Below are 22,519 nucleotides of genomic sequence, written 5' to 3'. Positions count from 1 at the left end.
CAGCCCCGATACCCTCGGGAGGTGGCTCTCAAGAACATCCCCGACTCCGGCTTCTCCGACGACGACGGCACCGCCGACCCCCGGCTCGCGGCGGCGCTCGCCGCGTACGACGCCGATCCGTCGGCCGAACCCGAGGTGCTGGCGGCGCTCCCGGGCGCGCGCTTCCTGGTGCCGGTGGTGGCGCTGCTCGGGGAGGTCGAGGAGGGACCGGGAGGGCTGCGCCGGGAGAAGACCAGCGACATGGCGGTCCCGACCCTGCAGGCGGCCGACGGGCGCAAGGCGCTGCCGGCGTTCACCTCCACGGAAGCCCTGGCGCGCTGGCGGCCGGACGCGCGGCCGGTGGCCGTGCCGCTGGGACAGGCGCTTCAGGCGCTGGCGCACGAGAAGGCCGACACCCTGCTGATCGACATGGCCGGGCCCGTGCCGTACGCGCTGACCGGCGGCGCGTTGCGCGCCGTCGCGTCGGGCCGCGCGGGAGCGGACCCGCTGGCCGACCCCGCGGTGCGCGAGGCCCTGCGGGCCGCGGCGGGGACGGCGCCGGAAGTGGTCCGCGCGCACCTCGTCCCCTCGGCGGACGCCGACGGCACGCTGGGGCTGGTCCTGGAGGCGGGCGCCGACGTGGCGCTGGTCGCGCAGCGCGTCTCGGCGACGCTCGCGGCGGACGAGGTGCTGCGCGGCGCGCTGGTGCGCGGCATCGAACTGGCGCTGCTCCCGGCGGACACCCGGCTGCCCGGCGAACCGCTCTTCACGCGCTGACGGCGCCGCCCCGGCGGGGGGCGACGCCGTCTCGAACGTACGGAGCGGGGCGGCCTAGCCGTGGACGGGGCCGGTGAACTTCTCGCCGGGGCCCTCGCCCGGGGCGTCGGGGACGACGGACTCCTCACGGAAGGCGAGCTGCAGCGACTTCAGGCCGTCCCGCAGCGGGGCGGCGTGGTAGGAGCCGATCTCGGTCGCGCCGGCGGTGACCAGGCCGGCCAGCGCGGTGATCAGCTTGCGTGCCTCGTCGAGGTCCTTGTGCCGGTCGCCGTCCTCCGCGAGGCCGAGGTTCACCGCCGCCGCGCTCATCAGGTGCACCGCGACCGTGGTGATCACCTCGACCGCCGGGACGTCCGCGATGTCGCGGGTCATCGTGTCGAAGTCGGGGCGGTCCGCGGAGGGGGACTGGTGCTGGGGGCTGGCGTCACTCATGCCTCACACGATAGGCCCACGTCGGCCGATTACGGTCTGCGGTCGGACACTGGTATGCTTGACGATCGACCGGCTGGACACCCCGTGGACGTCACGGAAACGGAGCGTTCCAGCCCACAAGTGGAGGCTCCGATCTCCCACCTTGCCGGCCCTCGAGGGCGGCGGGTCACCGGTCAGGTGCCGTGTCCCCGGAAGAGGAGGCGGTGCCCGACGCGCCCCGCGGGAATGCCGCGGCGGTGCTCCCGGTTGTGAGGAGCATCCGCCTGTGACCCGTATGGGGCGTTTTTTCGCGCCTCCTCACGGGCCGGACCAAGTTTTCAGACGTTACGCGCCTGTCAATCCAGTCAGTCGCGTGGTGCTACCGAGGAGGCCCCATCAGCGCCGAGCCCCGCATCAACGACCGGATTCGCGTCCCCGAGGTGCGACTCGTCGGTCCCAGTGGCGAGCAGGTCGGCATCGTGCCGCTTGCCAAGGCACTGGAGCTTGCGCAGGAGTACGACCTCGACCTGGTCGAGGTGGCGGCGACCGCACGCCCGCCGGTCTGCAAGCTCATGGACTACGGCAAGTTCAAGTACGAGTCGGCCATGAAGGCCCGTGAGGCGCGCAAGAACCAGGCGCACACGGTCATCAAGGAGATGAAGCTCCGGCCGAAGATCGACCCGCACGACTATGACACCAAGAAGGGTCACGTCGTCCGGTTCCTCAAGCAGGGCGACAAGGTCAAGATCACGATCATGTTCCGCGGTCGTGAGCAGTCGCGCCCGGAACTGGGCTTCCGACTGCTGCAGCGGCTCGCCGACGACGTCCAGGACCTGGGCTTCGTCGAGTCCTCGCCGAAGCAGGACGGCCGCAACATGATCATGGTTCTCGGTCCGCACAAGAAGAAGACCGAGGCGATGGCCGAGGCCCGCGAGGCGCAGGCCGCCCGCAAGGCCGGTCGCCTGCCGAAGGACCCTGACGAGCACGAGCAGGAGCAGGAGCTCGAGCAGGACGCTCCCGCCGACGCCAGCTGACGCCGTCTGACGGCGTTGCCAGGACCCGGAGTCCGCTCCGGGTAACGCAATGAAGGACTGACGCTCTCCGTCCGCCCCCGGGCGGACGGGAGGGCCAGCGACGAGGAGACTACGGCGCATGCCGAAGAACAAGACCCACAGCGGTGCGAGCAAGCGATTCAAGATCACCGGCTCCGGCAAGGTGATCCGCGAGCGCGCCGGCAAGCGCCACCTGCTTGAGCACAAGCCGTCGACGAAGACCCGTGCCCTCACCGGCACTGTCGTCCTGGCCAAGCCCGACGCCAAGAAGATCAAGAAGCTTCTCGGCAAGTGACGGCACGCCCCCTTCGATCAGGGGGCGCGATGCTGGACCGGGACCCATTCGTTTTCGGGCCGTGTGAGCACCCCCACGGTCCCTTAGAAGGAGTTATCTAGTGGCACGCGTCAAGCGGGCAGTCAACGCCCAGAAGAAGCGCCGGGCGATCCTCGAGCAGGCCAGCGGTTACCGCGGCCAGCGGTCCCGCCTGTACCGCAAGGCGAAGGAGCAGGTCACCCACTCCCTCGTCTACAACTACAACGACCGCAAGAAGCGCAAGGGCGACTTCCGTCAGCTGTGGATCCAGCGCATCAACGCCGCTGCCCGCGCCAACGGCATCACCTACAACCGCTTCATCCAGGGTCTGAAGGCCGCCAACGTCGAGGTGGACCGCAAGATCCTCGCCGAGCTGGCCGTGAACGACGCCAACGCGTTCGCCGCGCTGGTCGAGGTGGCCCAGAAGGCCCTCCCGAGCGACGTCAACGCCCCCAAGGCGGCCTGACCCACGCTCTTCCGGACCCGCAGGCACTGCGCCTGCGGGTCCGTGCTGCGTTCCGGAGCGCCGCGCCCCGCGCTTCCGGCCGGACACCGACGACCGAAGTGAGTGCACCGCCCATGCCCGGCCCCGAGCTGACCTCCCTGCGATCCCCCCGTGTCGTCGCCGCGCGGCGCCTCGCCAAGCGCAGCTTCCGCGGCAAGGAACGGCGCTTCCTCGCCGAGGGACCGCAGGCCGTGCGCGAGGCCATGGCCCACCTGGTCGAGGTCTACGTCACCCCCGAGGCCGCCGTCCGGCACGACGGGATCGTCGCCGCGGCCCGCGCCGCCGGGGTGCCCGTGCTCACCGCGACGGACGAGGTCGTCGCCGAGATGTCGGACACCGTCACCCCGCAGGGGATCATCGGCCTGTGCCGCTTCCTGGACACCCCGTTCGAGGAGGTGCTGCGCGCCCGGCCCAAGCTCGTCGCCGTCCTGGCCCATGTGCGCGACCCCGGCAACGCCGGCACCGTGCTGCGCTGCGCGGACGCCGCGGGCGCGGAGGCGGTCGTCCTCACCGACGCCTCCGTCGACCTGTACAACCCCAAGGCAGTCCGCGCCTCCGTCGGCAGCCTCTTCCACCTTCCCGTCGCCGTCGGCGTCCCCATGGAGACCGTCGTGGACGGCCTGCGCGGGGCCGGGGTGCGGCTGCTCGCCGCCGACGGCGCGGGGGAACGCGACCTCGACGCCGAACTGGACGAGGGCACGATGGGCGGCCCCACCGCCTGGATCTTCGGCAACGAGGCCTGGGGCCTGCCGGAGGAGACCCGCGCACTCGCGGACGAGGTGGTGCGCGTCCCCATCCACGGCCGCGCCGAGAGCCTCAACCTCGCCACGGCCGCCGCCGTGTGCCTCTACGCCTCCGCCCGCGCGCAGCGTGCTCCCGGAGGGTGCCGCTCCGTAACGATGAGCTAGTAGTGTGACGCCCCGGGGACCGCCCTGGAGAGGGGGTTACGGGGATGGACGTCAGGATGAACGGCGGCACGCCGCGGAGCGCGCCGGAGGGCTGGCCGGCTGTCCTGACCGAACTCGGCGTCACAGCCGACGAGCTCCCGGACGGCCTCGTCGTCGCCGACGAGCGCGGGGTCGTGCTCTGCTTCAACGCCGCCGCCGCCCGGATCACCGCGCTCGACCCCGCCGACGTCCTCGGCCGCCCGATCGAGCAGGCGCTGCCCCTGGAGGACCTGGACGGACGCCGCTGGTGGCAGCTCACCGACCCGTACACGGGCCTGGCCACCCGCACCGGGCAGCCCGAGCGCAACCTGCTGCTCCCCGGCGGCCGGGAGGTGCTGGTCTCCGCCCGGTACGTCCGCGACCACCCCACGGGACCGGTGCGCCGGCTGGTCGTCGCGCTCCGCGGTACCGAGGCGCGGCGGCGGACCGAGCGCAGCCACGCCGAGTTGATCGCCACCGTGGCGCACGAGCTGCGCTCCCCCCTCACCTCGGTCAAAGGCTTCACCGCCACCCTCCTGGCGAAGTGGGAACGCTTCACCGAGGACCAGAAGAAGCTCATGCTGGAGACCGTGCACGCCGACGCCAACCGCGTCACCCGGCTCATCGCCGAGCTGCTCGACATCTCCCGCATCGACTCCGGCCGTCTGGAGGTGCGCCGGCAGCCGGTCGACATCGCCGCGGCGGTGCGGCGCCACGTGGACGCCCTCGTCGCCGCCGGACAGCCCGCGGACCGCTTCGCCGTACGGGTCGCCCGGTCGCTGCCCTCGCTGTGGGCCGACCCCGACAAGGTCGACCAGATCCTGGGGAACCTGCTGGAAAACGCGGTGCGCCACGGCGAGGGAACTGTCACCATTGACGTAGCACCCTCGTCGTCGCCGCGCGAGCGCGGATGGTCCGGAACGGCGGTGACCGTGAGCGACGAGGGACCCGGCATCCCGGAGGAGTCCATGAACCGCGTCTTCACCCGCTTCTGGCGGGGCAGCAAACGCGGCGGCACGGGCCTGGGGCTGTACATCGTCAAGGGCATCGTCGAGGCCCACGGCGGTTCGATCACGGTGGGCCGCGCGCCCGGCAAGGGCGCCCAGTTCCGATTTACCCTGCCCGTCGGGGCGCCGGCCTTCACGGTCTGAGCATCGCGTGGTGATCCACCGGCCCCGACGGGCGTGACCAGCCTTTCCCCGTGGCCCCGATAGACTCGACCCTTGGCATTCAGCGGTCGGGCGAGCAGGTCGGCCACGCCATCACCCACATCGGAACGGGAAGAAATGTCGGCACCGAACAAGTCGTACGACCCTGTCGAGGTCGAGGCACTGAAACCGGAAGAGATCGAGCGCCGGCGCGACGAGGCGCTCGCCGCCATCGCCGAGGCCGCCGACCTCGACGCGCTGCGCGAGGTCAAGGTGGCCCACACCGGGGACCGCTCGCCGCTCGCCCTCGCCAACCGTGAGATCGGCGCACTGCCGCCGCACGCCAAGGCGGACGCGGGCAAGCGCGTCGGCCAGGCCCGCGGCGCGGTCAACCAGGCGCTCAAGGCCCGGCAGGAGGTGCTGGAGAGCGAGCGCGACGAGCGCGTGCTCGTCGAGGAGGCGGTGGACGTCACCCTGCCGTACGACCGCGTCCCGCGCGGCGCCCGGCACCCGCTGACCACGCTCTCCGAGCGCATCGAGGACATCTTCGTGGCCATGGGCTACGAGGTGGCCGAGGGCCCCGAGGTCGAGGCCGAGTGGTTCAACTTCGACGCCCTGAACATCTGGGCGGACCACCCGGCCCGCACCATGCAGGACACGTTCTTCGTCGAGGGCGACAAGCCCGCCGGAACCGGTCCCGAGGAGAGCGGCGTCGTGCTGCGCACGCACACCTCCCCGGTGCAGATCCGCTCCCTGCTCGACCGCGAGCCGCCGGTCTACGTGATCTGCCCCGGCCGGGTCTACCGCTCGGACGAGCTGGACGCCACGCACACCCCGGTGTTCAACCAGGTCGAGCTGCTCGCCGTGGACGAGGGCCTGACCATGGCCGACCTCAAGGGCACCCTGGACCACATGGTCCAGTCGCTCTTCGGCGCGGACATCACGACCCGGCTCCGCCCGAACTACTTCCCCTTCACCGAGCCGTCCGCCGAGATGGACATGGTCTGCTACGTCTGCCGCGGCGAGTCCGTCGGCAACCCGGACCGTCCCTGCCGCACCTGCGGCAGCGAGGGCTGGATCGAGCTCGGCGGCTGCGGCATGGTCAACCCCCGGGTGCTCACCGCCTGCGGCGTCGACCCGGAGAAGTACAGCGGCTTCGCCTTCGGCTTCGGCATCGAGCGCATGCTGATGTTCCGTCACAACGTCGAGGACATGCGAGACATCGTCGAGGGTGACGTGCGCTTCACCCTTCCGTTCGGGATGGAGATCTGATGCGGGTCCCGCTTTCTTGGCTGCGGGAGTACGTCGACCTGCCCGCCGGCGAGTCCGGCCGCGACGTCCAGGCCAAGCTCATTTCCGCCGGTCTCGAGGTCGAGACCGTCGAGCGGCTCGGCACCGGCCTCAAGGGCCCGCTGGTGGTCGGCAAGGTGCTCACCATCGAGGAGCTGAGCGGCTTCAAGAAGCCGATCCGCTTCTGCACCGTCGACGTCGGCACCGCCAACGGCACCGGTGAGCCGCAGGAGATCGTCTGCGGCGCGAGCAACTTCGCCGTCGGCGACAAGGTCGTCGTCATCCTCCCCGGCGGCGTGCTGCCCGGGAACTTCGAGATCTCCGCGCGCAAGACCTACGGGCGCACCTCGCACGGCATGATCTGCTCGGGCGCCGAGCTGGGCATGGGCGACGACGGCTCGCACGGCATCATCGTCCTGCCGCCGGAGCACGAGGCCGGCACCGACGCGATCGAGCTGCTGGAGCTCGTCGACGAGGTGCTGGACATCGCGGTCACCCCCGACCGCGGCTACTGCCTGTCCATGCGCGGCGTCGCCCGCGAGGCCGCCATCGCCTACGGTCTGCCGCTGCGCGACCCGGCACTGCTCGACGTGCCCGGCCCGAACTCCTACGGCTACGAGGTGCAGGTCTCCGACCCGGTCGGCTGCGACCGCTTCACCGCGCGCACCGTCACCGGCCTGGACCCGGAGGCCGGCTCGCCGATCTGGCTGCAGCGCAGGCTGCAGAAGGCCGGCATGCGCCCGATCTCGCTCGCCGTGGACGTCACCAACTACGTGATGCTGGAGCTCGGTCAGCCCCTGCACGCCTACGACCGGACCCGCGTCGAGGGCGTCATCGGCGTCCGCCGGGCGCAGCCGGGCGAGAAGCTGACCACGCTCGACGGCCAGGTCCGGGTCCTCGACCCCGAGGACCTGGTGATCACCGACAACCGCGGGCCGATCGGCCTGGCCGGTGTCATGGGCGGCGCCGACACCGAGATCGACGACGCGGGCGCCTCGACGACCGACGTCGTCATCGAGGCCGCGCACTTCGACCCGGTCGCCATCGCCCGTACCGCGCGCCGTCACAAGCTGTCCTCCGAGGCGTCCAAGCGCTTCGAGCGCGGTGTCGACCCGCAGGCCGCGGCCGCCGCCGCCCAGCGCACCGTCGACCTGCTGGTGCTGCTCGCGGGGGGCACCGCCGAGGCCGGCGTCACCGAGGTCATCGCGCCCTCCGCGCCGCACACCATCACCATCCCCGCCGACCACCCGGACAAGGTGGCGGGCATGGCGTACGGCCGCGAGACCGTGGTGCGCCGCCTCCAGCAGGTCGGCTGCGACGTCTACGGCGCCGACGAGCTGATCGTCACCGTGCCGTCGTGGCGGCCCGACCTGCGCGACCCCAACGACCTCGCCGAGGAGGTCATCCGGCTGGAGGGCTACGAGAACCTGCCCTCCACCCTGCCGAACCTGCCCTCCGGCCGCGGTCTGACCGAGTCGCAGAAGCTGCGCCGCCGGGTCGGCCGGGCGCTCGCCGGGGCCGGCTACACCGAGGTGCAGAACTACCCGTTCCTCGGTGAGCCCGTCTTCGACCAGCTCGGCCTCGACGCGGACGACCCGCGCCGCATCACCGTCAAGCTGGCCAACCCGCTGTCGGACGAGGAGCCCGCGCTCCGCACGACCATGCTCCCGGGCCTGCTCCACGCCCTGCGCCGCAACGTGGGGCGCGGCGCGCACGACCTCGCGCTCTTCGAGACCGGCCTGGTCTTCCGCCCCAGCGGCGAGGAGCCCGCGCCGCCGCGGCTGCCCGTCGACCGGCGCCCGACGGACGCCGAGATCGCCGCGCTCGACGCCGCCCTCCCGCGCCAGCCGAGGCGCGTCGCGGTGGTCCTGGCCGGTGCCCGTGAGCAGGCCGGCTGGTGGGGCCAGGGCCGTCCCACGCAGTGGGCCGACGCCATCGAGGCGGGGCGGATCGTCGCCGCCGAGGCCGGGGTCGAGCTGATCGTCCGCCAGGACCAGCAGGCCCCCTTCCACCCCGGCCGCTGCGCCGCGCTCCTCGCGGTCGTCGACGGCGAGGAGGTGCTGGTCGGCAACGCCGGTGAGCTGCACCCCCGGGTGATCAAGGCACTCCACCTGCCGGAGCGCACCTCCGCCATGGAGGTCGACCTCGACCGTCTGGAGCGCGCCTCCGGCGGCCCCGTCGTCGCGCCCCGGGTGTCCACCTTCCCGGTGGCCACCCAGGACGTCGCCCTGGTCGTGGACGGCTCCGTCCCGGCCGCCGAGGTGGAGGGCGCCCTGCGCTCCGGCGCCGGCGAACTGCTCGAATCGCTGCGGCTGTTCGACATCTTCACCGGTGAGCAGATCGGGGCGGGCAAGAAGTCGCTGGCCTACAGCCTGCGCTTCCGCGCCCCGGACCGCACGCTCACCGCGGAGGAGGCCTCCGCGGCCCGCGACGCGGCCGTCGCCGCCGCTGCGGAGCGCACGGGGGCGGCCCTGCGCGGCGCCTGACGCACGCGACGTCGCGTTCCAGTGGGGCGCCCCCGGTCCGCCGGGGGCGCCCCACCGGCGTTCCCGCCGGTCACGTAGCCCGATCGGGTGAAATGACTCCCCTCGGTATCCGGTTCGTCGCACCGAGTCGCCACAATCGTTCGGAACCAGGGCCCACACGACGCGGGGGCTGTGTCGTCGCCTGCCGCGTCAACGGCTTCAGGGGGAGCCCCGAGGCATGATCCGACCCAGGGCGGTGAACCGCCGGAGCGGCGGCAGGGCGCGTGGGCTGGTGATCCTCTCGCTTCCCGGTCTGTGGGTGGCCGCGGTGCTGGGCCTGGTGTACGCGGTGCCCGGCGGGGTCCAGTGGGCGCCCGCCGCGGTCGCGGCCCCGGTGATCGCCTGCGCCGGCACCGGACGCCGTCGCTGCGTCCTGGTCAGCGGCGGGCTCGCCGTGGCGGCCGTCGCGCTGCCGGACACCGGACAACTGCTGGGTACCGAGGTCGCCGTCCTCGCCGTCCTGGCCGTCTGCTTCCGGCTCGCCGACCGCAGGGCCCGGCTCGCCGCCGAGCTCGACCGCACCCGGGAGATCGCCGCCGCCGCCCAGCAGGTGCTGCTGCCCCCGCTGCCGCAACGCGTGGGCGGCCTCGCGGTGGCCGGCGACCACCTCTCGGCCAGCCGCGGCGCCCGCGTCGGCGGCGACCTGTACGAGGTGCTCGCCACGCCCTACGGTGTGCGCGCGGTCATCGGCGACGTGCGCGGCCACGGCCTCGAGGCCATCGGAACCGTCGCGGCGCTGCTCGGCAGCTTCCGCGAGGCCGCGCACGACGAGCCCGAACTCGGCGGCGTGCTCCACCGCCTGGACCGCGCGCTCCACCGTCACCTGCGGGGGCGTGCGCACGCCGCCGAGGAGTTCGTGACCCTGATGCTGCTCGAACTGGGCGAGGACTGCGGCGTCCAGGTCATCAACTGTGGCCATCCGCAGCCGTACCGGCTCTGCCCCGGCCATCCCGGGCAGCCGAGCGCCCGCCCGCTGGAGACCGGCGAACCGTTCCCGCCGCTCGGCCTGTTCGACCCCGGCCCCGACCCGAAGGGGGTCCCCTGCGGGGAACTCCTGCCCGGCCAGGCGCTTTTCCTGCACACCGACGGCGTGACGGACGCCCGGGACGCCGCCGGGGAGTTCTTCCCCCTGCTGCCGGTCCTGGAAGGCGCGGCCCAGACGGCCGCCCACGGTGGCGCGTTGTCCGCACCGGCCCTGGTCGACGCGGTGCGGACCTCGTTCCTGCGGCACGCGCGGGGGCGGCTCACCGACGACATGGCACTGCTGGTGCTCCACCGGGACGCCCCACGGGTGCTCGTGCACGCCGGTTCCGCCCGTACCGCAACCGGGTTTGCCGGAGTGCCGCGCCCTTGATCCCGCCCAATCCTTGGTAAACCTGGGTCGATCCGCGAGCAAAACACCCATTGACCGCATACCGGCCAGAACGAGGAGAGGGGCAGGCATGGCAACCCCCACCGTCACCGGAGCCGATCTGTCCACGCCCACGGGAGAACTGATCGCCGTGGTCGGGCCACCCGGGCCGCAGCGGTCCGCGCTGCAGCTCGCCCTCAACGACGCACCCTGGAGCCGGGGTCCCTCCGTCACGACGACCGTCATCAGCCGCGGCGCGTGGAGCGAGCTCCGGCGGGTGGCGGCGGCGGGGATCACGGTTGTCGCGGCGTGCGACAGCGTGGTGGCGGTCGATGCGGGGGCGCACCGGGTGGTGCTGCTGCCCGATCCCGACGGGGTCGCGTAACGGGGCGCCGCAAGGGGCACCCACCAGGCAGCCTGGCGCAGCCGCCCGCAGGCGCAAAACAACCCGCACACGAGCAACCGGCCGCAACAACCGGCCCCCGCACCCCCACTCCCCAGACACGCCGACGTGACTGCGGTCATTGACAAGGCAGTTGGGCAAACGTTGTCATGAGCATATGCCGTCCCTGATCGGGCGTCGGGAGATCCTCGACCATGCCCGGACACAGCTGACCGCCGGTCCGGGCGTACTGCTCCACGGAGCGGCCGGGATCGGCAAGTCTGCCCTGCTCGCGGTGCTGACCGACGACGCCCCGCCGGACGGCTTCGTGCTGCGGGCCGTCCCCGTCGAGGAGGACGCCAAGCTGCCCTTCGTGGCGTTGATGGACCTCTTCGCGCGGGTGCCCGAGGAGTATGTCGACGGGCTGAGCGCGGGCCCCCGGGCCGCCCTGCGGGCGGCGCTGCTGCGGGGGCACGAGCCGGTGGCGACGCAGAGCCGGCTGGCCGTTCGCGACGCGGCCGTCGAACTGCTGCGGGCGCTCGCGGCGGCCGGGCCCGTGCTGATCGTCGTCGACGACCTCCAGTGGCTCGACACACCGAGCGCGGAGGTTCTCTCGCTCGCGCTGCGCCGGCTCCCCCCGGGCGAGGACGTGCGGTTCCTGGCCGCGGAGCGCGTCGTGGAGGGCGAGGAGCCGCTCGGGATGCGGTGCTGCCCGCCGGGCACCACGGCGCTGTTCGTGCCGCCGCTGTCGGACGGCGACGTGGCGGAACTGCTGCTGGACGACACCGGGGCGGAGCTGCCGGAACGCGCCGTGCGCGCCGTGCAGGACGCGGCCGCGGGCAATCCGCTGTACGCCCTGGAGCTCGGGCGCGTCCTGCTGCGGGACGGCACGCCCTTCGAGGCCGGGGACGTGCTCTCCGTACCGCCGCGGCTGCGCGACCTGTTGCTGGACCGGGTGCGGCTGCTGCCCGCCTCCGCCCGGCAGACGCTGCTCGTCGCGAGCGCCGCGGCCCGCCCCACGCTGCCGCTGCTCGGCGCCGCGGGCATCCCGGACCCGGAGGGCGACCTGGCCACCGCGGAGACCCTGGGGGTCGCCGCGGCGGACGCCGAGGGAACGATTCGCTTCCAGCACCCGCTGATCCGTGCCGCGGTCTACACCGACGCCCCGGAGCACGGCCGGCGCACCGCGCACAAACTGCTGTCCCGTGTCGTGCCCGAGCCCGTGGAGCAGGCCCGGCACCTGGCCCTGGCCCACCCGCACGCCGACGAGACCACCGCGGCGACGCTGACGGCCGCCGCCGAGTCCGCGCGCCGCCGCGGCGCCCCCGCCACCGCCGCCGAACTGGCCGCCCTGGCCGCCCGCCGTACCCCCGAGGACCGTCCCGAAGAGCGTGCCGACCGGCTGCTGGCCGCCGCCGAGTACGCCAGCGACGCCGGGCTGCGGGGCGACGCCGGCCGGGCCGCGGAGACCGTGCTCGCCGAGGCCTCCTCCGCGCGGCAGCGCGTACTGGCCCGGCTGATCATGCTCGGCAACGCGGGGCAGGCGCTGGGCGCCACGGGCCGTCTCATCGCGGACGGCCTGGTGGAGGCCGAAGGACATCCGGAGCTCGAGGCCCGGTTGCACCAGTGGGCCGCCCTGCGGCACCTCATCGGCGGACGGCCCGCCCAGGCCTCCGCCCATGCCCGCCGCGCCGCCGACATGGCGGTCCAGGCGGACGCCGTCGACACCCGCGTGGCCGCCCTGGCGCTGCTCGCGCGGCTGCACGCGCTGCACGGAGAGGCGGAGTCCGCCGAGGCCGCGCTCGGTGAGGCGTTCGGTCTCCCCGTGCCTCCCGACGGTCCCGGCGCCCGCGAACTGGTGCGCACCCGCGCGATCCTGGCCGCCGACGCCGACCGCGTCACCGAGGCGGAACACGAGATGTCCGGCCTCCTCGGCATGTCCGGCGAGTACGCCTCCGTCGAGGAGACCGCCGCGACGCTGGTGGCACTGATCCGCATACAGGTGCGGTCCGGAAGGTGCCGCGAGGCCCTGGACAACGTCGCCCGCTGCGCGGTGCTGCCCGTCCGGACCGGCAACGACTCGCCGCCCGTGCTGTACGCCGCCGCGCTCGCCGAGACCGCCGGGGGACGCCTGGAGCGCGCCCTGGAGCTCACCGACCGCACGATCCGGGCCTGCATGACCGACGGGGACCAGCTCTTCCTGCTGCGCGCGCTGGGCGTCCGCGGCCGGGCCCAACTGCTGGCCGGGGGACGGGAGAACACCGCGGCGGCCGTCGAGACCCTGCGGCAGGTGCGCAGGATGGGGGAGACGATGGGCCTCGCCGACCCGGTGATGCTGCGCTGGTACGGGGACCTCGCCGAGGCTACCGTCATCCTCGGCGACACGGACTCCGCCGCCGAGATCCTGCGCGCGGCCCGTCGCCGCGCCGGGGCGCGGCCGTCCGCCAGCGTGCAGTCGGCCCTGGACCGCGCCGAAGGGCTGCGGGACTGTGCGCTGGGCCGTTCCAAGCGGGGCGTCACCCGCATCCAGGCCGCCGCGGACCGGCTGCGCGGCCGTTCGCTCCCCATCGACCTCGCCCGCACGCTGATCGTGCTGGGGGCCGTCGAGCGCCGTCCGCGGCGGGCGTCGGCGGCCCGCGGCGCACTGGTCGAGGCCCTGGAGATCAGCTCCGCCGTCGGCGCCGCCCCGGTCGAGGCCCGGGCCAGGATGGAACTGGCCCGGCTCGACGCGCGGCGGGAGACGACGGCGCGGACGCCGAACTACACGTAGTCGTAGAAGCCGTGGCCGCTCTTGCGGCCCAGCCGGCCCGCGTCGACCATGCGCTGGAGCAGCGGGGGGGCCGCGTACAGCGGCTCCTTGAACTCGTCGTACATCGACTCGGCGACCGAGGCCACGGTGTCCAGCCCGATCAGGTCGGAGAGCTTGAGCGGGCCCATCGGGTGGGCGCAGCCCATCTCCATGCCGTTGTCGATGTCCTCACGGCTGGCGATGCCGGTCTCGAACATCCGGATCGACGACAGCAGATACGGGATGAGCAGCGCGTTGACCACGAAGCCCGCGCGGTCCTGGGCTCGGATCGGGTGCTTGCCCAGCACGTCGGTGACGAGCTTCTCGGCGCGCACCAGCGTCTGGCCGTCCGTGGTGAGGGCGGGGATCAGCTCGACGAGCTTCTGCACCGGCGCCGGGTTGAAGAAGTGGATGCCGATCACCTGCTCCGGGCGGGAGGTCGCCACGGCGAGCTTCACCAGCGGGATGGAGGAGGTGTTCGAGGCCAGGATCGCGTCCCGGCGGGTGACCACCTGGTCGAGCACCTGGAAGATCTCGGTCTTGACCTGCTCGTTCTCGACGACGGCCTCGATGACGAGGTCGCGGTCGGCGAAGTCGCCCAGGTCGGTGGTGAAGGTGAGGCGCTCCAGCGTCGCGTCGCGCTCCTCCGCGGTGATCTTGCCGCGCTCCGCCGCCTTGCGGAGCGAGTTCGTCAGCCGGGTACGGCCCAGTTCCAGGGCCTCGCCGGTGGTCTCCGCCACCCGGACGTCCAGTCCGGCCCGGGCGCACACCTCGGCGATACCCGCGCCCATCTGGCCACAGCCCACCACACCGACAAAACGGATGTCGTCGTTCAACGCCCAGCCTCTCCCTGATCGCGAGATGGAGACCCGGACCGTCGTGAGGTCCGGACCAGCCCGCTCGACATTACACCCGGCCGGCGTACCGGTCCGGGTCCCCGCAAGGGCTCTTCCGCAGGGCCCGGGAGCCCCGGTGACCGGGCTTGACGCCGTCGGCGGCACTCCCGCGCCGCGCGTGACGGGGGCGTCGTACGGGACGGCCGGGGCGCCGGGGGCACACCGGACCCGTCCGGCTCCCGGTAGGTTGCCGGACGGAGCGATTCAGCCCAGTATCGGCGCAATATGAATATGACGGGGAATCAGGGGACAGCCATGCGCCGACTCTCACGCAGGACCTTCGCCGTGGGGGCCGCCGGGGCGCTCGGCGGCGTCCTCGCCGCGGGCGGGGCCGCGAGGGCGGCGGGCGGGGCGGGCGGCGCGACCGGGGTCCCTCCCGCGGGGGCGGAGGCGCCGTCCGGGGCGGCGGACGGCCCCGGCGAGCGGGGGCAGTTCCGCGGCATGTGGCTGGCGACGGTGGCCAACCGCGACTGGCCCTCCGCCCCCGGGCTGTCGGCCCGTCAGCAGCACGACGAACTCCTCGGCTACCTCGACGTGGCCGTCGAGCGTCGCCTCAACGCGGTCGTCATGCAGGTCCGGCCGACGGCCGACGCGCTGTGGCCGTCCCCCTACGAGCCCTGGTCGGCGTATCTGACGGGCGTCCAGGGGCGGGACCCGGGCTGGGACCCGCTCGGCACGGCCGTGGTGGAGGCCCACGCGAGGGGGCTGGAACTGCACGCCTGGTTCAACCCGTTCCGCGTCGCCACCCACGACGACCCGGGACGGCTCTCCCCGGACCACCCGGCCCGCGTCAACCCCGACTGGACCGTCGCGTACGGCGGCAAGCTCTACTACAACCCCGGGCTTCCGCAGGTCCGCGGTTTCGTCCAGGACGCCATGCTCGACGCGGTCCGCCGCTACCCCGTCGACGGGGTGCACTGGGACGACTACTTCTACCCCTATCCGGTCGCCGGCCGGTACTTCGCCGACGACGACGCCTTCGCCCGATACGGGGAGGGCTTCGAGGACCGCGCCTCCTGGCGGCGCGACAACATCGACCTGCTCGTCAGCGAGACCGCCGCCCGCGTCCGGGCACTGCGCCCGGCCACCCGTTTCGGCGTCAGCCCCTTCGCGGTCTGGCGCAACCGCGGTACGGACCCGCGCGGCTCCGCCACCCGCGGCGGGGTCCAGACGTACGACGACCTCTACGCCGACACACGCGGCTGGGTCCTCAAGGGCTGGATCGACTACATCGTGCCGCAGGTGTACTGGAACATCGGCTTCGGCGTCGCCGACTACGCCGCGCTCGTGCCCTGGTGGGCCGACGTCGTCGACGGCACGGGCGTCGAGCTCTACATCGGCGAGGCGCTGTACCGCGCGGGCGCGGCCGGCGAGGCGGCTGCCTGGCAGGACCCGGCCGAACTCTCCCGCCACCTCGACCTGGCCCGCAACCATCCCCAGGTGCTCGGCAACGTCTTCTTCTCCGCCAAGGAGGTCGCGGCCGACCCCATCGGCGCGATGTCCCGGGTCGTCGCGGACCACTACCCCACGCGCGTCCGTACGCCCCGCACCGGCCCCGGGGCGTAGGCGCGCACCATCGCAACCGCGGCCGCGTGGTGCGACGGCCGCGGTCCGGCACGATGCGGTGCGGACGGCTCAGCGGGTGGGGGTCGCGCCCCGCCCGTGCTCCACCGTTGAGTCCGGTCCGGGGGACAGGATGCACTCGTGCCCGTCGTCGTACCGGACGCGGTACGGCGGCTCGCCGCCCTGCCCCATGACCTCGACGATCTCGGCCACCTTGTCGTGCTGGCCGACGACCCGCCCGTGCTGCCTGACCCGGTCACCCTTGTTCGCGTGCATCGGTAGACCTCCTGTGAACTCGGCGGTCCGCAGCCTTGCCCCTCCAGTCTAGGTTCGGGCGTCCGCTCCGCACCCCCGGGAACGGGCCCGGGGCTCACCCCGGCCGCAAGCCCAGTTCCGCCAGCATGCGAGGATCCGGGGTGCGCCGGTAGCCCGCCCACAGCGGGCCGCCGCAGGCGTGCAGCACCGCGTCCACCGCGGAGGCGAACGCCTCGCGCGGGCCGCCGCGGACGAGGGCGCGGTAACCGCCGAGCAGGAGCCCCGCGAGTTCGGGGTCGGCCTCGCGCAGCCGGCGCGGCAGCCACTTGCCGCCACCGCGCCAGTGGCCGCGGGTGGCGAGCAGGAGTTCCGCGGCGCCCTCCAGCAGGGCGGCGGCCACGGCGAGGAGTTCCTCCTCGTCCCGCGCGCCGAGCAGGTCGTCGCGCAGGTCGGTGACGCAGTAGCGCCGGTGGTCGCGGGCCGCGTCCGTGGCCGCGGGCGGTCCGGCGGCGAGGATCCGCTCCGCGGTGTCGCGCAGCCGGGCGGCGGTCCCGTCGCGGTCGAGCAGGACGACGCCCCGCGCGCACATGAACGCCATCGTGCCGCTGCCGCGGTCCCGGTCCCAGCCCATGAAGGCCCGCGCCGACTCGGGGGTGTGCACGAAGAGCTCGACCGGCCAGGAGCCCCAGGTCAGCGATTCCGCGTGACATCCGGCGGGCGGATCGAGGACGACGACCACGTCCAGGTCGGACGTCGTCGTCCCCTCCCCGCGGGCGGTGGACCCGCCCAGGAAGCCGGCGAGGGCGTCGGGGAAGCGTGCGGCGAGAAGGGCGCGGGCCGCGCCGAGTGGATCTTCCATGCGCGGACCCTACGCCCTTCGCCGCGGGTTCAGAACGGGTAATGCGCCTGCTGAGTGGCCAGGGTGACCCAGCGGGTGTTGGAGAACGCCTCCAGGCCCCAGCGCCCGCCGAAGCGGCCGTAACCGGAGGCCTTGAAGCCGCCGAAGGGCGCCTGCGGTTCGTCGGCCACCGACTGGTCGTTGACGTGCACGATGCCGGTGCGCAGCCGGCGCGCCACGGCGAGCCCGTGGGTGCCGTTCTCGGTGATGACGCCCGCGGTCAGGCCGTGTTCGGTGTCGTTGGCCAGGGCCACGGCCTCGTCGTCGTCGGCGAAGGCGGCCACGGTGACGACGGGGCCGAAGGCCTCGCCGTAGTAGATCTCCGCGTCCTTGGGCACGCCGTGCAGCACGGTGGCCGGATGCACCGCGCCGTCCGGCTCGCCGCCCCCGGCCAGCACGGTGGCGCCCTTGGCGACCGCGTCCCGCACGAGCGCGGCGACGCGCCGTGCGGAGGCCTCGCTCACCAGCGGCCCGATGACGGTGTGCGGGTGCGCGGGGTCGCCCGAGGGCAGCGTGCCGACCTTGGCGGCGAACTTGGCCGTGAACTCCTCGGCGAGGCTCTGGTGGACGAGGACCCGGTCACCGGACATGCAGATCTGCCCGGAGTTGAGGAAGACGCCGAAGACGGCGGCGTCGACGGCGTAGTCCACGTCCGCGTCGTCCAGCACGAGGATCGCGTTCTTGCCGCCGAGCTCCAGTACGGCCGGCTTGAGGTGGCGCGCGGCGTGCGTGCCGATGATCCGCCCGACCTCCGTCGACCCGGTGAAGTTCACCATGCGGACCCTCGGGTCGGCGATCAGCGCCTCCGCGACCTCGGCGGCGTCCTCACGGGCGTTGGTCACCACGTTCAGCACGCCGTCCGGCAGCCCGGCCTCGCGCAGCACGTCGGCGACGAACAGGCCGCAGGCCACCGGGGCGTCCTCGCTGGGCTTCACCACGACCGTGTTCCCGGCCGCCAGCGGCGCGGCGACGGCGCGTACGCCGAGGATGACCGGGGCGTTCCACGGTGCGAAGGCGCCCACGACGCCGACCGGCTCGCGCACCGCCATGCCGAGGACGCCCTCCTCCTGGGCGCTCAGCACCTCGCCGCGCGGCGCGGTGATGGCGGCGGCCACCTCGCGCAGGATGTTGGCGGCCAGTCCGACGTTGAAGTACGCCCAGGGGCGTGTCCCGCCGGCCTCCCGCGCCATGATCTCCGCGACCTGCTCCGTGCGGGCCTCCAGCAGGTCGGCCGCCGTCAGGAAGATCCTGCGCCGCGCGAACGGGCTGAGCGCCGCCCACTGCGGGAACGCGGCGTCGGCGGCGTCCACCGCCCGGGTGACGTCCTCGGCGCTCCCGGCGGCGACGGTGGCGTACACCTCGCCGGTGAAGGGGCTGACGTCCTCGGCCGTGCGTCCGGAGACGGCCGGGACGTCCCTGCCGTCGATCAGCAGTTCGCGGGAGATGGTCATGGCAGCCCCTGTTCTGGCGCGCGAACGTAGGCGTTCGCACAGTGAACTATCGTTCATCGACCGTTTCGGGCACTGAGTCTGCGACGCGCCCCCCGCGCTGTCAACGGACCGGGACGCGCTGTGCGGGCGGGGTGGGACGGCGCCGGGGCACGACGCAACGGGGGCGCCTGCGGCGGCGACGGGCCGCGGAGGAGGCCTTCGCTCAGGGGCGCGGCCGGGAGTCCGCGGAGGAGGGCCTCGCCCGCACGGACGAGCTGGGCGAGCGAGGCGAGGCGCTGCTGGTCAGGTCCGCGGGAAGCCGGGCCGCCACCCGCGGCGGCGGGCCGGAGGGCGGTACGGCGGAGAGGCGGGACATGAACCGGTCGGGGGTTCCGTGCCCGCGGGGCGGAGGCCACCGCTCCTGTCGCGGGTCCGTCCGGCGGCCGCGGCCGCGGCTGGTGGTGACGGGAGCAGGGGGCCGTCCGGAGCGGGACTTCGGCCTGCCACCGCGAGAGGGCCGGTCGGCGTCGGGACGCCGTGGCGCGGGCGCCTCACGTCCACGGGAGTGTTCCGCGACGTCCGGGCCGCCCTCGCGGGGGCCCGGGCGTCACGAGGGCGTCAGGCGTCGGCGCGGCGGGCGCGCTCGGCGTCGCGTTCCTTGAGGCGGGCGGTCTCCTTGCGGACCTCGGCCTGGGTGGCGCGCTCCTTCTGCAGCCACTCGGGCGCGTCCTGCTTCAGCGCCTCGATCTGCTCCGTGGTGAGCGCCTCGGTGACTCCGCCGCGGGCGAGGCCGGAGATGGAGACGCCGAGCTTCGACGCCACGACCGGGCGCGGGTGCGGACCGTTGCGGCGGAGCTCCTGGAGCCACTCGGGCGGGTCGGACTGGAGCGCGTTCAGCTCGTCGCGCGACACGACGCCTTCCCGGAACTCGGCGGGGGTGGCCTCGAGGTACACACCCAGCTTCTTCGCCGCGGTGGCGGGCTTCATGGTCTGGGTGGAATGGTGCGACGTCATGCCCCCAGGATATCGATCGCGGGCGCGGCCCCCGACCGGCGCCGGGGTAGCCTGGCCGGATGACCGGCTCGGAAGCTCCCTCCTCGTTCCGCCTCGCCTATGTCCCGGGTGTGATCCCCGCCAAGTGGGTGCGGATCTGGCAGGAGCGGCTGCCCGACATCCCGCTGGAACTCGTCATGGCCACGGCCGCCGACGCCCCCGGGATGCTCCGCGGCCTGGACGCCGACGCGGGCTTCGTACGGCTGCCGATCGACCGGACGGACCTCAGCGCCATCCCGCTCTACACGGAGACCACGGTCGTCGTCGTCCCCAAGGACCACCTCATGGCGGCCGCCGAGGAGGTGTCGGTCGCGGATCTCGCCGACGACGTGGTGTTCCACCCCCTCGACGACACCCTGGACTGGGAGGAGCTCCCCGGGCGGCCCGCGATCGAGCGCCCGGCCACGACCGCGGACGCCGTCGAACTCGTCGCGGCGGGCGTGGGTCTGCTGGTCGTCCCGCAGTCGCTGGCGCGTCTGCACCACCGCAAGGACCTCACCTACCGCACGGTCGTCGACGCCCCGCAGTCGCGGGTGGCCCTGTCGTGGCGCGAGGACACCACGACGGACCGGGTCGAGGACTTCATCGGCATCGTGCGCGGCCGCACGGTCAACAGCACCCGCGGCCGTACCCAGCCCCAGGCGCAGCCGAAGAAGCAGCGCTCGGACGAGGGGGCGGCGCGGCGCAAGCCCGCCGCCAGATCGTCCGGCCGCGCGTCCGCGAAGACGCCCCGCCCCACCGCGAAGCGCGGCAAGCCCCGCCGCCGTTCGTAGCAGGCGGTCCGGACCCACCAGGGCATCGAGGCGTACGCTTCCCGGCGCCGGTAGGCAGGAACGCCCTGCCGCCGGAGGACCGGCGGCAGGGCGCTCTGTGTGGTGCGGTGTTGCTCAGTACAGGTTGCGGTAGGTGTTCCAGCCGGGGCCGATCCGGACCTTCGCCGAGAACTTCCCGGTTCCGGTGGAGGTGTAGCGGTAGAGGTCGCCGGCGGAGTTGACGCCGACGATGTCGCCCTTGCCGTCACCGTTGATGTCGCCGGGTGCGGCGAGCTTGCTGTAGGTGTTCCAGCCGCCGCCGATGGAGACCCGCGACTTGAACGGGGCGGAGGCGTCGCCCGTGCCCGCGTACAGGTAGAGGGTGCCGCCGGTGGTGCGGGCCAGGAGGTCCGTGCGGCCGTCGCCGGTGTAGTCGCCCGCGCCGAGGAGCTTGTTGTAGGCGCCCCAGCCGGAGCCGACCTTGGTCCGCTTGGCGAACGCGCTGCCCGTGCCGTTGCCCCGGTACAGGTAGAGGACGCCGGACTTGTCACGCGCCAGCAGGTCGCCCTTGCCGTCGCCGCTCAGGTCGCCGGGACCGACGAGGCTGTTGTAGATGCCCCAGCCGCTGCCGATCTCGTACTCGCCGTTGTACAGCGTGCCGTCGTAGATGATCGGCAGGTCCGCCTGGCCGTCCTTGTCGAGGGACGAGACCAGCGTGAGGTTGACGCCCGACCAGAGCTCTTCGATGAACTCGCGGGGGCTGAGCAGCCCGTTGTTCTTCGAGTAGTACCAGTACAGGTTGTTCTTGGTGTCCAGTCCCATCAGCTCGTTCTTGCCGAAGTCGGGGTTCCCGCCCGCTCCGAGGAACAGCGACACGGCGTTCCAGCCCGTGCCGCCACCAGTGGGGTCGAGGAAGGTGCCCTGCCCGGTCGACGCGAAGAAGTAGGTCGTGCCGTCCTCGGTGCGCGCGAGGAGGTCGGCCAGGCCGTCGCCGGTCTGGTCGTCGACACCGACGAGCTGGTTGTACGCGTTCCAGCCGGTGCCGACCTTGACCCGGCCCGCGAACGGGGCCGCGGCGTTGCCGGTGCCGGCGTAGAAGTACAGGTCGCCGGCGGTCGTGCGGGCGACCAGGTCGCCGATGCCGTCGCCGTTCATGTCGTTCGCGCCGACGAGCTGGTCGTACACGCCCCAGCCGCTGCCGACCTTGGTCCGCGCGGAGAGCGGGTTGCTGTCGACCGCGCCGTTGGACGTGTAGAGGTACAGCTCGCCCGCGGGCGTACGGGCCAGGATGTCGCCCCGGCCGTCGCCGTTCAGGTCGCCGGGTGCGAAGACCTTGTTGTAGATCTGCCAGCCGTTGCCGGACCAGGTGGCGTAGCCGGTGCTGTCCGCGCCCCAGCTCTGGAAGAGCGAGAGCTTGCCGGTCGCCGACAGGGTGAAGAACTCGGGACCGCCGCCGCCGTCGAGGTCGCCCGGCGCGATGATGTCCTTGTACTGCTCTTCGTAGTCGCCGTTGATCGTGTAGACGTGACCTTCCGCGCCGTTCGACGGCTCGACGTACACCTGTCCGTCGATGGCGCGGTACATCAGATCGCTGTAGCCGTCGCCGTCCACGTCCTGACGCGGCTTCGCCGGGATGTCCGCGGCGGCCGCGCCCGCGGCGCGCGAGGCCGGGGACTTCGCGGTGGTGCGCTCCGGCAGCGTGAGCGTCGGCAGCCGGTCGAGCCGGGGCTGCGCGGGCCGCTCGACGGCCGGGTCGTGCGGTACGGGTGCGTTGTCGGCCGAAGCCGGGGCGGCCAGCAGCATGCCGGCCGAGAGAGCGAGAGCGGTGCAGGCCGCGATCCGGCGCGCTCGTTTCGGGCGCACGAATATGGACCGGGCGGGTTCCACAGGAGACAAAGCCCCCCCAGGGGTAAAAGGATAGAGCCGGGTCGAACGAGTTCACAGATGCTTTACATGCATGGTGAACCGTTCCCGGGACGGGCACAGACTCTACAGCTGCGACGCGTGAGACTGAAGTGGTTTAACGATGATCGACGTGTGAGTCTCTGCTGCTCGGAGCGGCAGGGAGCGGCAGGGAGCGGGACGAAGGCCGCAGAAGTCGCGGACGCGACAGCGGTGGCACCCGCACTCCCGGGGTCCGTCACCGGTGCGGCGTCCGGGCCGGTCGTCCGGCCGGCCTGGGGCGATCTCGGCGGCGAGGTGGAGCGAGGCGAGGTGGGATGTCG

At 73.3% G+C, this 22,519-nt stretch carries 20 protein-coding genes; 13 read left to right on the top strand and 7 right to left on the bottom strand.

Annotation, left to right across the window (positions count from 1 at the left end):
* The first annotated feature begins 21 nt into the window (after positions 1-21).
* Positions 22-756, top strand: a complete 735-nt coding sequence (locus B085_RS0140485) for an SseB family protein (RefSeq protein ID WP_018564309.1) — start codon at positions 22-24, stop codon at positions 754-756.
* 54 nt (positions 757-810) lie between these two features.
* Here B085_RS0140485 and B085_RS0140480 read toward each other — a convergent pair whose 3' ends face one another.
* Complete coding sequence (locus tag B085_RS0140480; RefSeq protein ID WP_018564308.1) at positions 811-1,188, bottom strand: DUF1844 domain-containing protein; 378 nt, start codon at positions 1,186-1,188, stop codon at positions 811-813.
* A gap of 338 nt (positions 1,189-1,526) precedes the next feature.
* Here B085_RS0140480 and infC point away from each other — a divergent pair, with 338 nt between their 5' ends.
* The 10 genes from infC (at position 1,527) to B085_RS0140430 (ending at position 13,429) form a co-directional block, all read left to right on the top strand.
* The gene (infC, locus tag B085_RS0140475; RefSeq protein WP_078620276.1) at positions 1,527-2,201 is read left to right on the top strand and encodes a translation initiation factor IF-3; all 675 of its coding nucleotides are present in this window, start codon (positions 1,527-1,529) and stop codon (positions 2,199-2,201) included.
* A gap of 118 nt (positions 2,202-2,319) precedes the next feature.
* Complete coding sequence (rpmI, locus tag B085_RS0140470; protein WP_018564306.1) at positions 2,320-2,514, top strand: 50S ribosomal protein L35; 195 nt, start codon at positions 2,320-2,322, stop codon at positions 2,512-2,514.
* A 100-nt stretch (positions 2,515-2,614) separates the two neighbouring features.
* Entirely contained in the window at positions 2,615-2,998 is a 384-nt protein-coding gene (rplT, locus tag B085_RS0140465) for a 50S ribosomal protein L20 (RefSeq protein WP_018564305.1), read from the top strand.
* A 113-nt stretch (positions 2,999-3,111) separates the two neighbouring features.
* On the top strand, positions 3,112-3,945 hold the full coding sequence (locus tag B085_RS0140460) for a TrmH family RNA methyltransferase (RefSeq protein WP_018564304.1): 834 nt from the start codon (positions 3,112-3,114) through the stop codon (positions 3,943-3,945).
* Positions 3,946-4,001: 56 nt separating this feature from the next.
* A complete protein-coding gene (locus tag B085_RS0140455; protein WP_086020788.1) occupies positions 4,002-5,114 on the top strand; it encodes a sensor histidine kinase in 1,113 nt (370 codons plus the stop codon).
* A gap of 135 nt (positions 5,115-5,249) precedes the next feature.
* Positions 5,250-6,383, top strand: a complete 1,134-nt coding sequence (gene pheS / locus B085_RS0140450; protein WP_018564302.1) for a phenylalanine--tRNA ligase subunit alpha — start codon at positions 5,250-5,252, stop codon at positions 6,381-6,383.
* Complete coding sequence (gene pheT, locus B085_RS0140445; protein ID WP_018564301.1) at positions 6,383-8,887, top strand: phenylalanine--tRNA ligase subunit beta; 2,505 nt, start codon at positions 6,383-6,385, stop codon at positions 8,885-8,887. Before pheS ends, pheT begins: the two co-directional genes overlap by 1 nt.
* 217 nt (positions 8,888-9,104) lie before the next feature.
* Positions 9,105-10,280 (top strand): PP2C family protein-serine/threonine phosphatase, encoded by a 1,176-nt coding sequence (locus tag B085_RS0140440; RefSeq protein ID WP_037733366.1) that lies wholly within the window; start codon positions 9,105-9,107, stop codon positions 10,278-10,280.
* Between the two features lie 88 nt (positions 10,281-10,368).
* A complete protein-coding gene (locus B085_RS0140435; protein ID WP_018564299.1) occupies positions 10,369-10,662 on the top strand; it encodes a hypothetical protein in 294 nt (97 codons plus the stop codon).
* A 175-nt stretch (positions 10,663-10,837) separates the two neighbouring features.
* Positions 10,838-13,429 carry an AAA family ATPase gene (locus tag B085_RS0140430; protein ID WP_018564298.1) on the top strand — a complete coding sequence of 864 codons (2,592 nt, stop codon included), beginning with the start codon at positions 10,838-10,840 and terminating at the stop codon, positions 13,427-13,429.
* On the opposite strand, the gene B085_RS0140425 is transcribed toward B085_RS0140430, so the two are convergent.
* A complete protein-coding gene (locus B085_RS0140425; protein WP_037733364.1) occupies positions 13,420-14,283 on the bottom strand; it encodes a 3-hydroxybutyryl-CoA dehydrogenase in 864 nt (287 codons plus the stop codon). The two genes, B085_RS0140430 and B085_RS0140425, sit on opposite strands and share 10 nt — an antisense overlap.
* 315 nt (positions 14,284-14,598) lie before the next feature.
* Between B085_RS0140425 and B085_RS0140420 the strand changes: the two genes are divergently transcribed.
* A complete protein-coding gene (locus tag B085_RS0140420; protein WP_026251941.1) occupies positions 14,599-15,909 on the top strand; it encodes a glycoside hydrolase family 10 protein in 1,311 nt (436 codons plus the stop codon).
* Positions 15,910-15,978: 69 nt separating this feature from the next.
* On the opposite strand, the gene B085_RS0140415 is transcribed toward B085_RS0140420, so the two are convergent.
* The 4 genes from B085_RS0140415 to B085_RS0140400 form a co-directional block, all read right to left on the bottom strand.
* A complete protein-coding gene (locus B085_RS0140415; protein WP_018564295.1) occupies positions 15,979-16,182 on the bottom strand; it encodes a DUF1918 domain-containing protein in 204 nt (67 codons plus the stop codon).
* Between the two features lie 94 nt (positions 16,183-16,276).
* Positions 16,277-17,020, bottom strand: a complete 744-nt coding sequence (locus tag B085_RS0140410) for a nucleotidyltransferase domain-containing protein (protein WP_018564294.1) — start codon at positions 17,018-17,020, stop codon at positions 16,277-16,279.
* Between the two features lie 29 nt (positions 17,021-17,049).
* Entirely contained in the window at positions 17,050-18,510 is a 1,461-nt protein-coding gene (locus B085_RS0140405; RefSeq protein ID WP_018564293.1) for an aldehyde dehydrogenase family protein, read from the bottom strand.
* 597 nt (positions 18,511-19,107) lie between these two features.
* On the bottom strand, positions 19,108-19,503 hold the full coding sequence (locus B085_RS0140400) for a DUF5997 family protein (RefSeq protein ID WP_018564292.1): 396 nt from the start codon (positions 19,501-19,503) through the stop codon (positions 19,108-19,110).
* Between the two features lie 59 nt (positions 19,504-19,562).
* Here B085_RS0140400 and B085_RS0140395 point away from each other — a divergent pair, with 59 nt between their 5' ends.
* Positions 19,563-20,315 (top strand): LysR family substrate-binding domain-containing protein, encoded by a 753-nt coding sequence (locus tag B085_RS0140395; RefSeq protein WP_018564291.1) that lies wholly within the window; start codon positions 19,563-19,565, stop codon positions 20,313-20,315.
* Between the two features lie 114 nt (positions 20,316-20,429).
* Here the strand turns inward: B085_RS0140395 and B085_RS0140390 are convergent, their stop codons facing one another.
* Positions 20,430-22,097, bottom strand: coding sequence for an FG-GAP repeat domain-containing protein (locus tag B085_RS0140390; RefSeq protein ID WP_018564290.1), 1,668 nt, complete (start codon positions 22,095-22,097; stop codon positions 20,430-20,432).
* Between the last annotated feature and the right edge of the window lie 422 nt (positions 22,098-22,519).

Source organism: Streptomyces sp. BoleA5 (genome assembly GCF_000373665.1).
Lineage (GTDB): Bacteria > Actinomycetota > Actinomycetes > Streptomycetales > Streptomycetaceae > Actinacidiphila.
This window is presented reverse-complemented; position numbering and strand designations above follow the sequence as displayed.

Excerpts from the sequence above, each read along its gene's own strand:
- B085_RS0140480 (WP_018564308.1), bottom strand. The coding sequence starts at position 1,188 with ATGAGTGACGCCAGCCCCCAGCACCAGTCCCCCTCCGCGGACCGCCCC.
- rpmI (WP_018564306.1), top strand. The coding sequence starts at position 2,320 with ATGCCGAAGAACAAGACCCACAGCGGTGCGAGCAAGCGATTCAAGATC.
- B085_RS0140460 (WP_018564304.1), top strand. The coding sequence starts at position 3,112 with ATGCCCGGCCCCGAGCTGACCTCCCTGCGATCCCCCCGTGTCGTCGCC.
- B085_RS0140455 (WP_086020788.1), top strand. The coding sequence starts at position 4,002 with ATGAACGGCGGCACGCCGCGGAGCGCGCCGGAGGGCTGGCCGGCTGTC.
- pheS (WP_018564302.1), top strand. The coding sequence starts at position 5,250 with ATGTCGGCACCGAACAAGTCGTACGACCCTGTCGAGGTCGAGGCACTG.
- pheT (WP_018564301.1), top strand. The coding sequence starts at position 6,383 with ATGCGGGTCCCGCTTTCTTGGCTGCGGGAGTACGTCGACCTGCCCGCC.
- B085_RS0140440 (WP_037733366.1), top strand. The coding sequence starts at position 9,105 with ATGATCCGACCCAGGGCGGTGAACCGCCGGAGCGGCGGCAGGGCGCGT.
- B085_RS0140435 (WP_018564299.1), top strand. The coding sequence starts at position 10,369 with ATGGCAACCCCCACCGTCACCGGAGCCGATCTGTCCACGCCCACGGGA.
- B085_RS0140430 (WP_018564298.1), top strand. The coding sequence starts at position 10,838 with ATGCCGTCCCTGATCGGGCGTCGGGAGATCCTCGACCATGCCCGGACA.
- B085_RS0140420 (WP_026251941.1), top strand. The coding sequence starts at position 14,599 with ATGCGCCGACTCTCACGCAGGACCTTCGCCGTGGGGGCCGCCGGGGCG.
- B085_RS0140415 (WP_018564295.1), bottom strand. The coding sequence starts at position 16,182 with ATGCACGCGAACAAGGGTGACCGGGTCAGGCAGCACGGGCGGGTCGTC.
- B085_RS0140410 (WP_018564294.1), bottom strand. The coding sequence starts at position 17,020 with ATGGAAGATCCACTCGGCGCGGCCCGCGCCCTTCTCGCCGCACGCTTC.
- B085_RS0140405 (WP_018564293.1), bottom strand. The coding sequence starts at position 18,510 with ATGACCATCTCCCGCGAACTGCTGATCGACGGCAGGGACGTCCCGGCC.
- B085_RS0140400 (WP_018564292.1), bottom strand. The coding sequence starts at position 19,503 with ATGACGTCGCACCATTCCACCCAGACCATGAAGCCCGCCACCGCGGCG.
- B085_RS0140395 (WP_018564291.1), top strand. The coding sequence starts at position 19,563 with ATGACCGGCTCGGAAGCTCCCTCCTCGTTCCGCCTCGCCTATGTCCCG.
- B085_RS0140390 (WP_018564290.1), bottom strand. The coding sequence starts at position 22,097 with ATGCTGCTGGCCGCCCCGGCTTCGGCCGACAACGCACCCGTACCGCAC.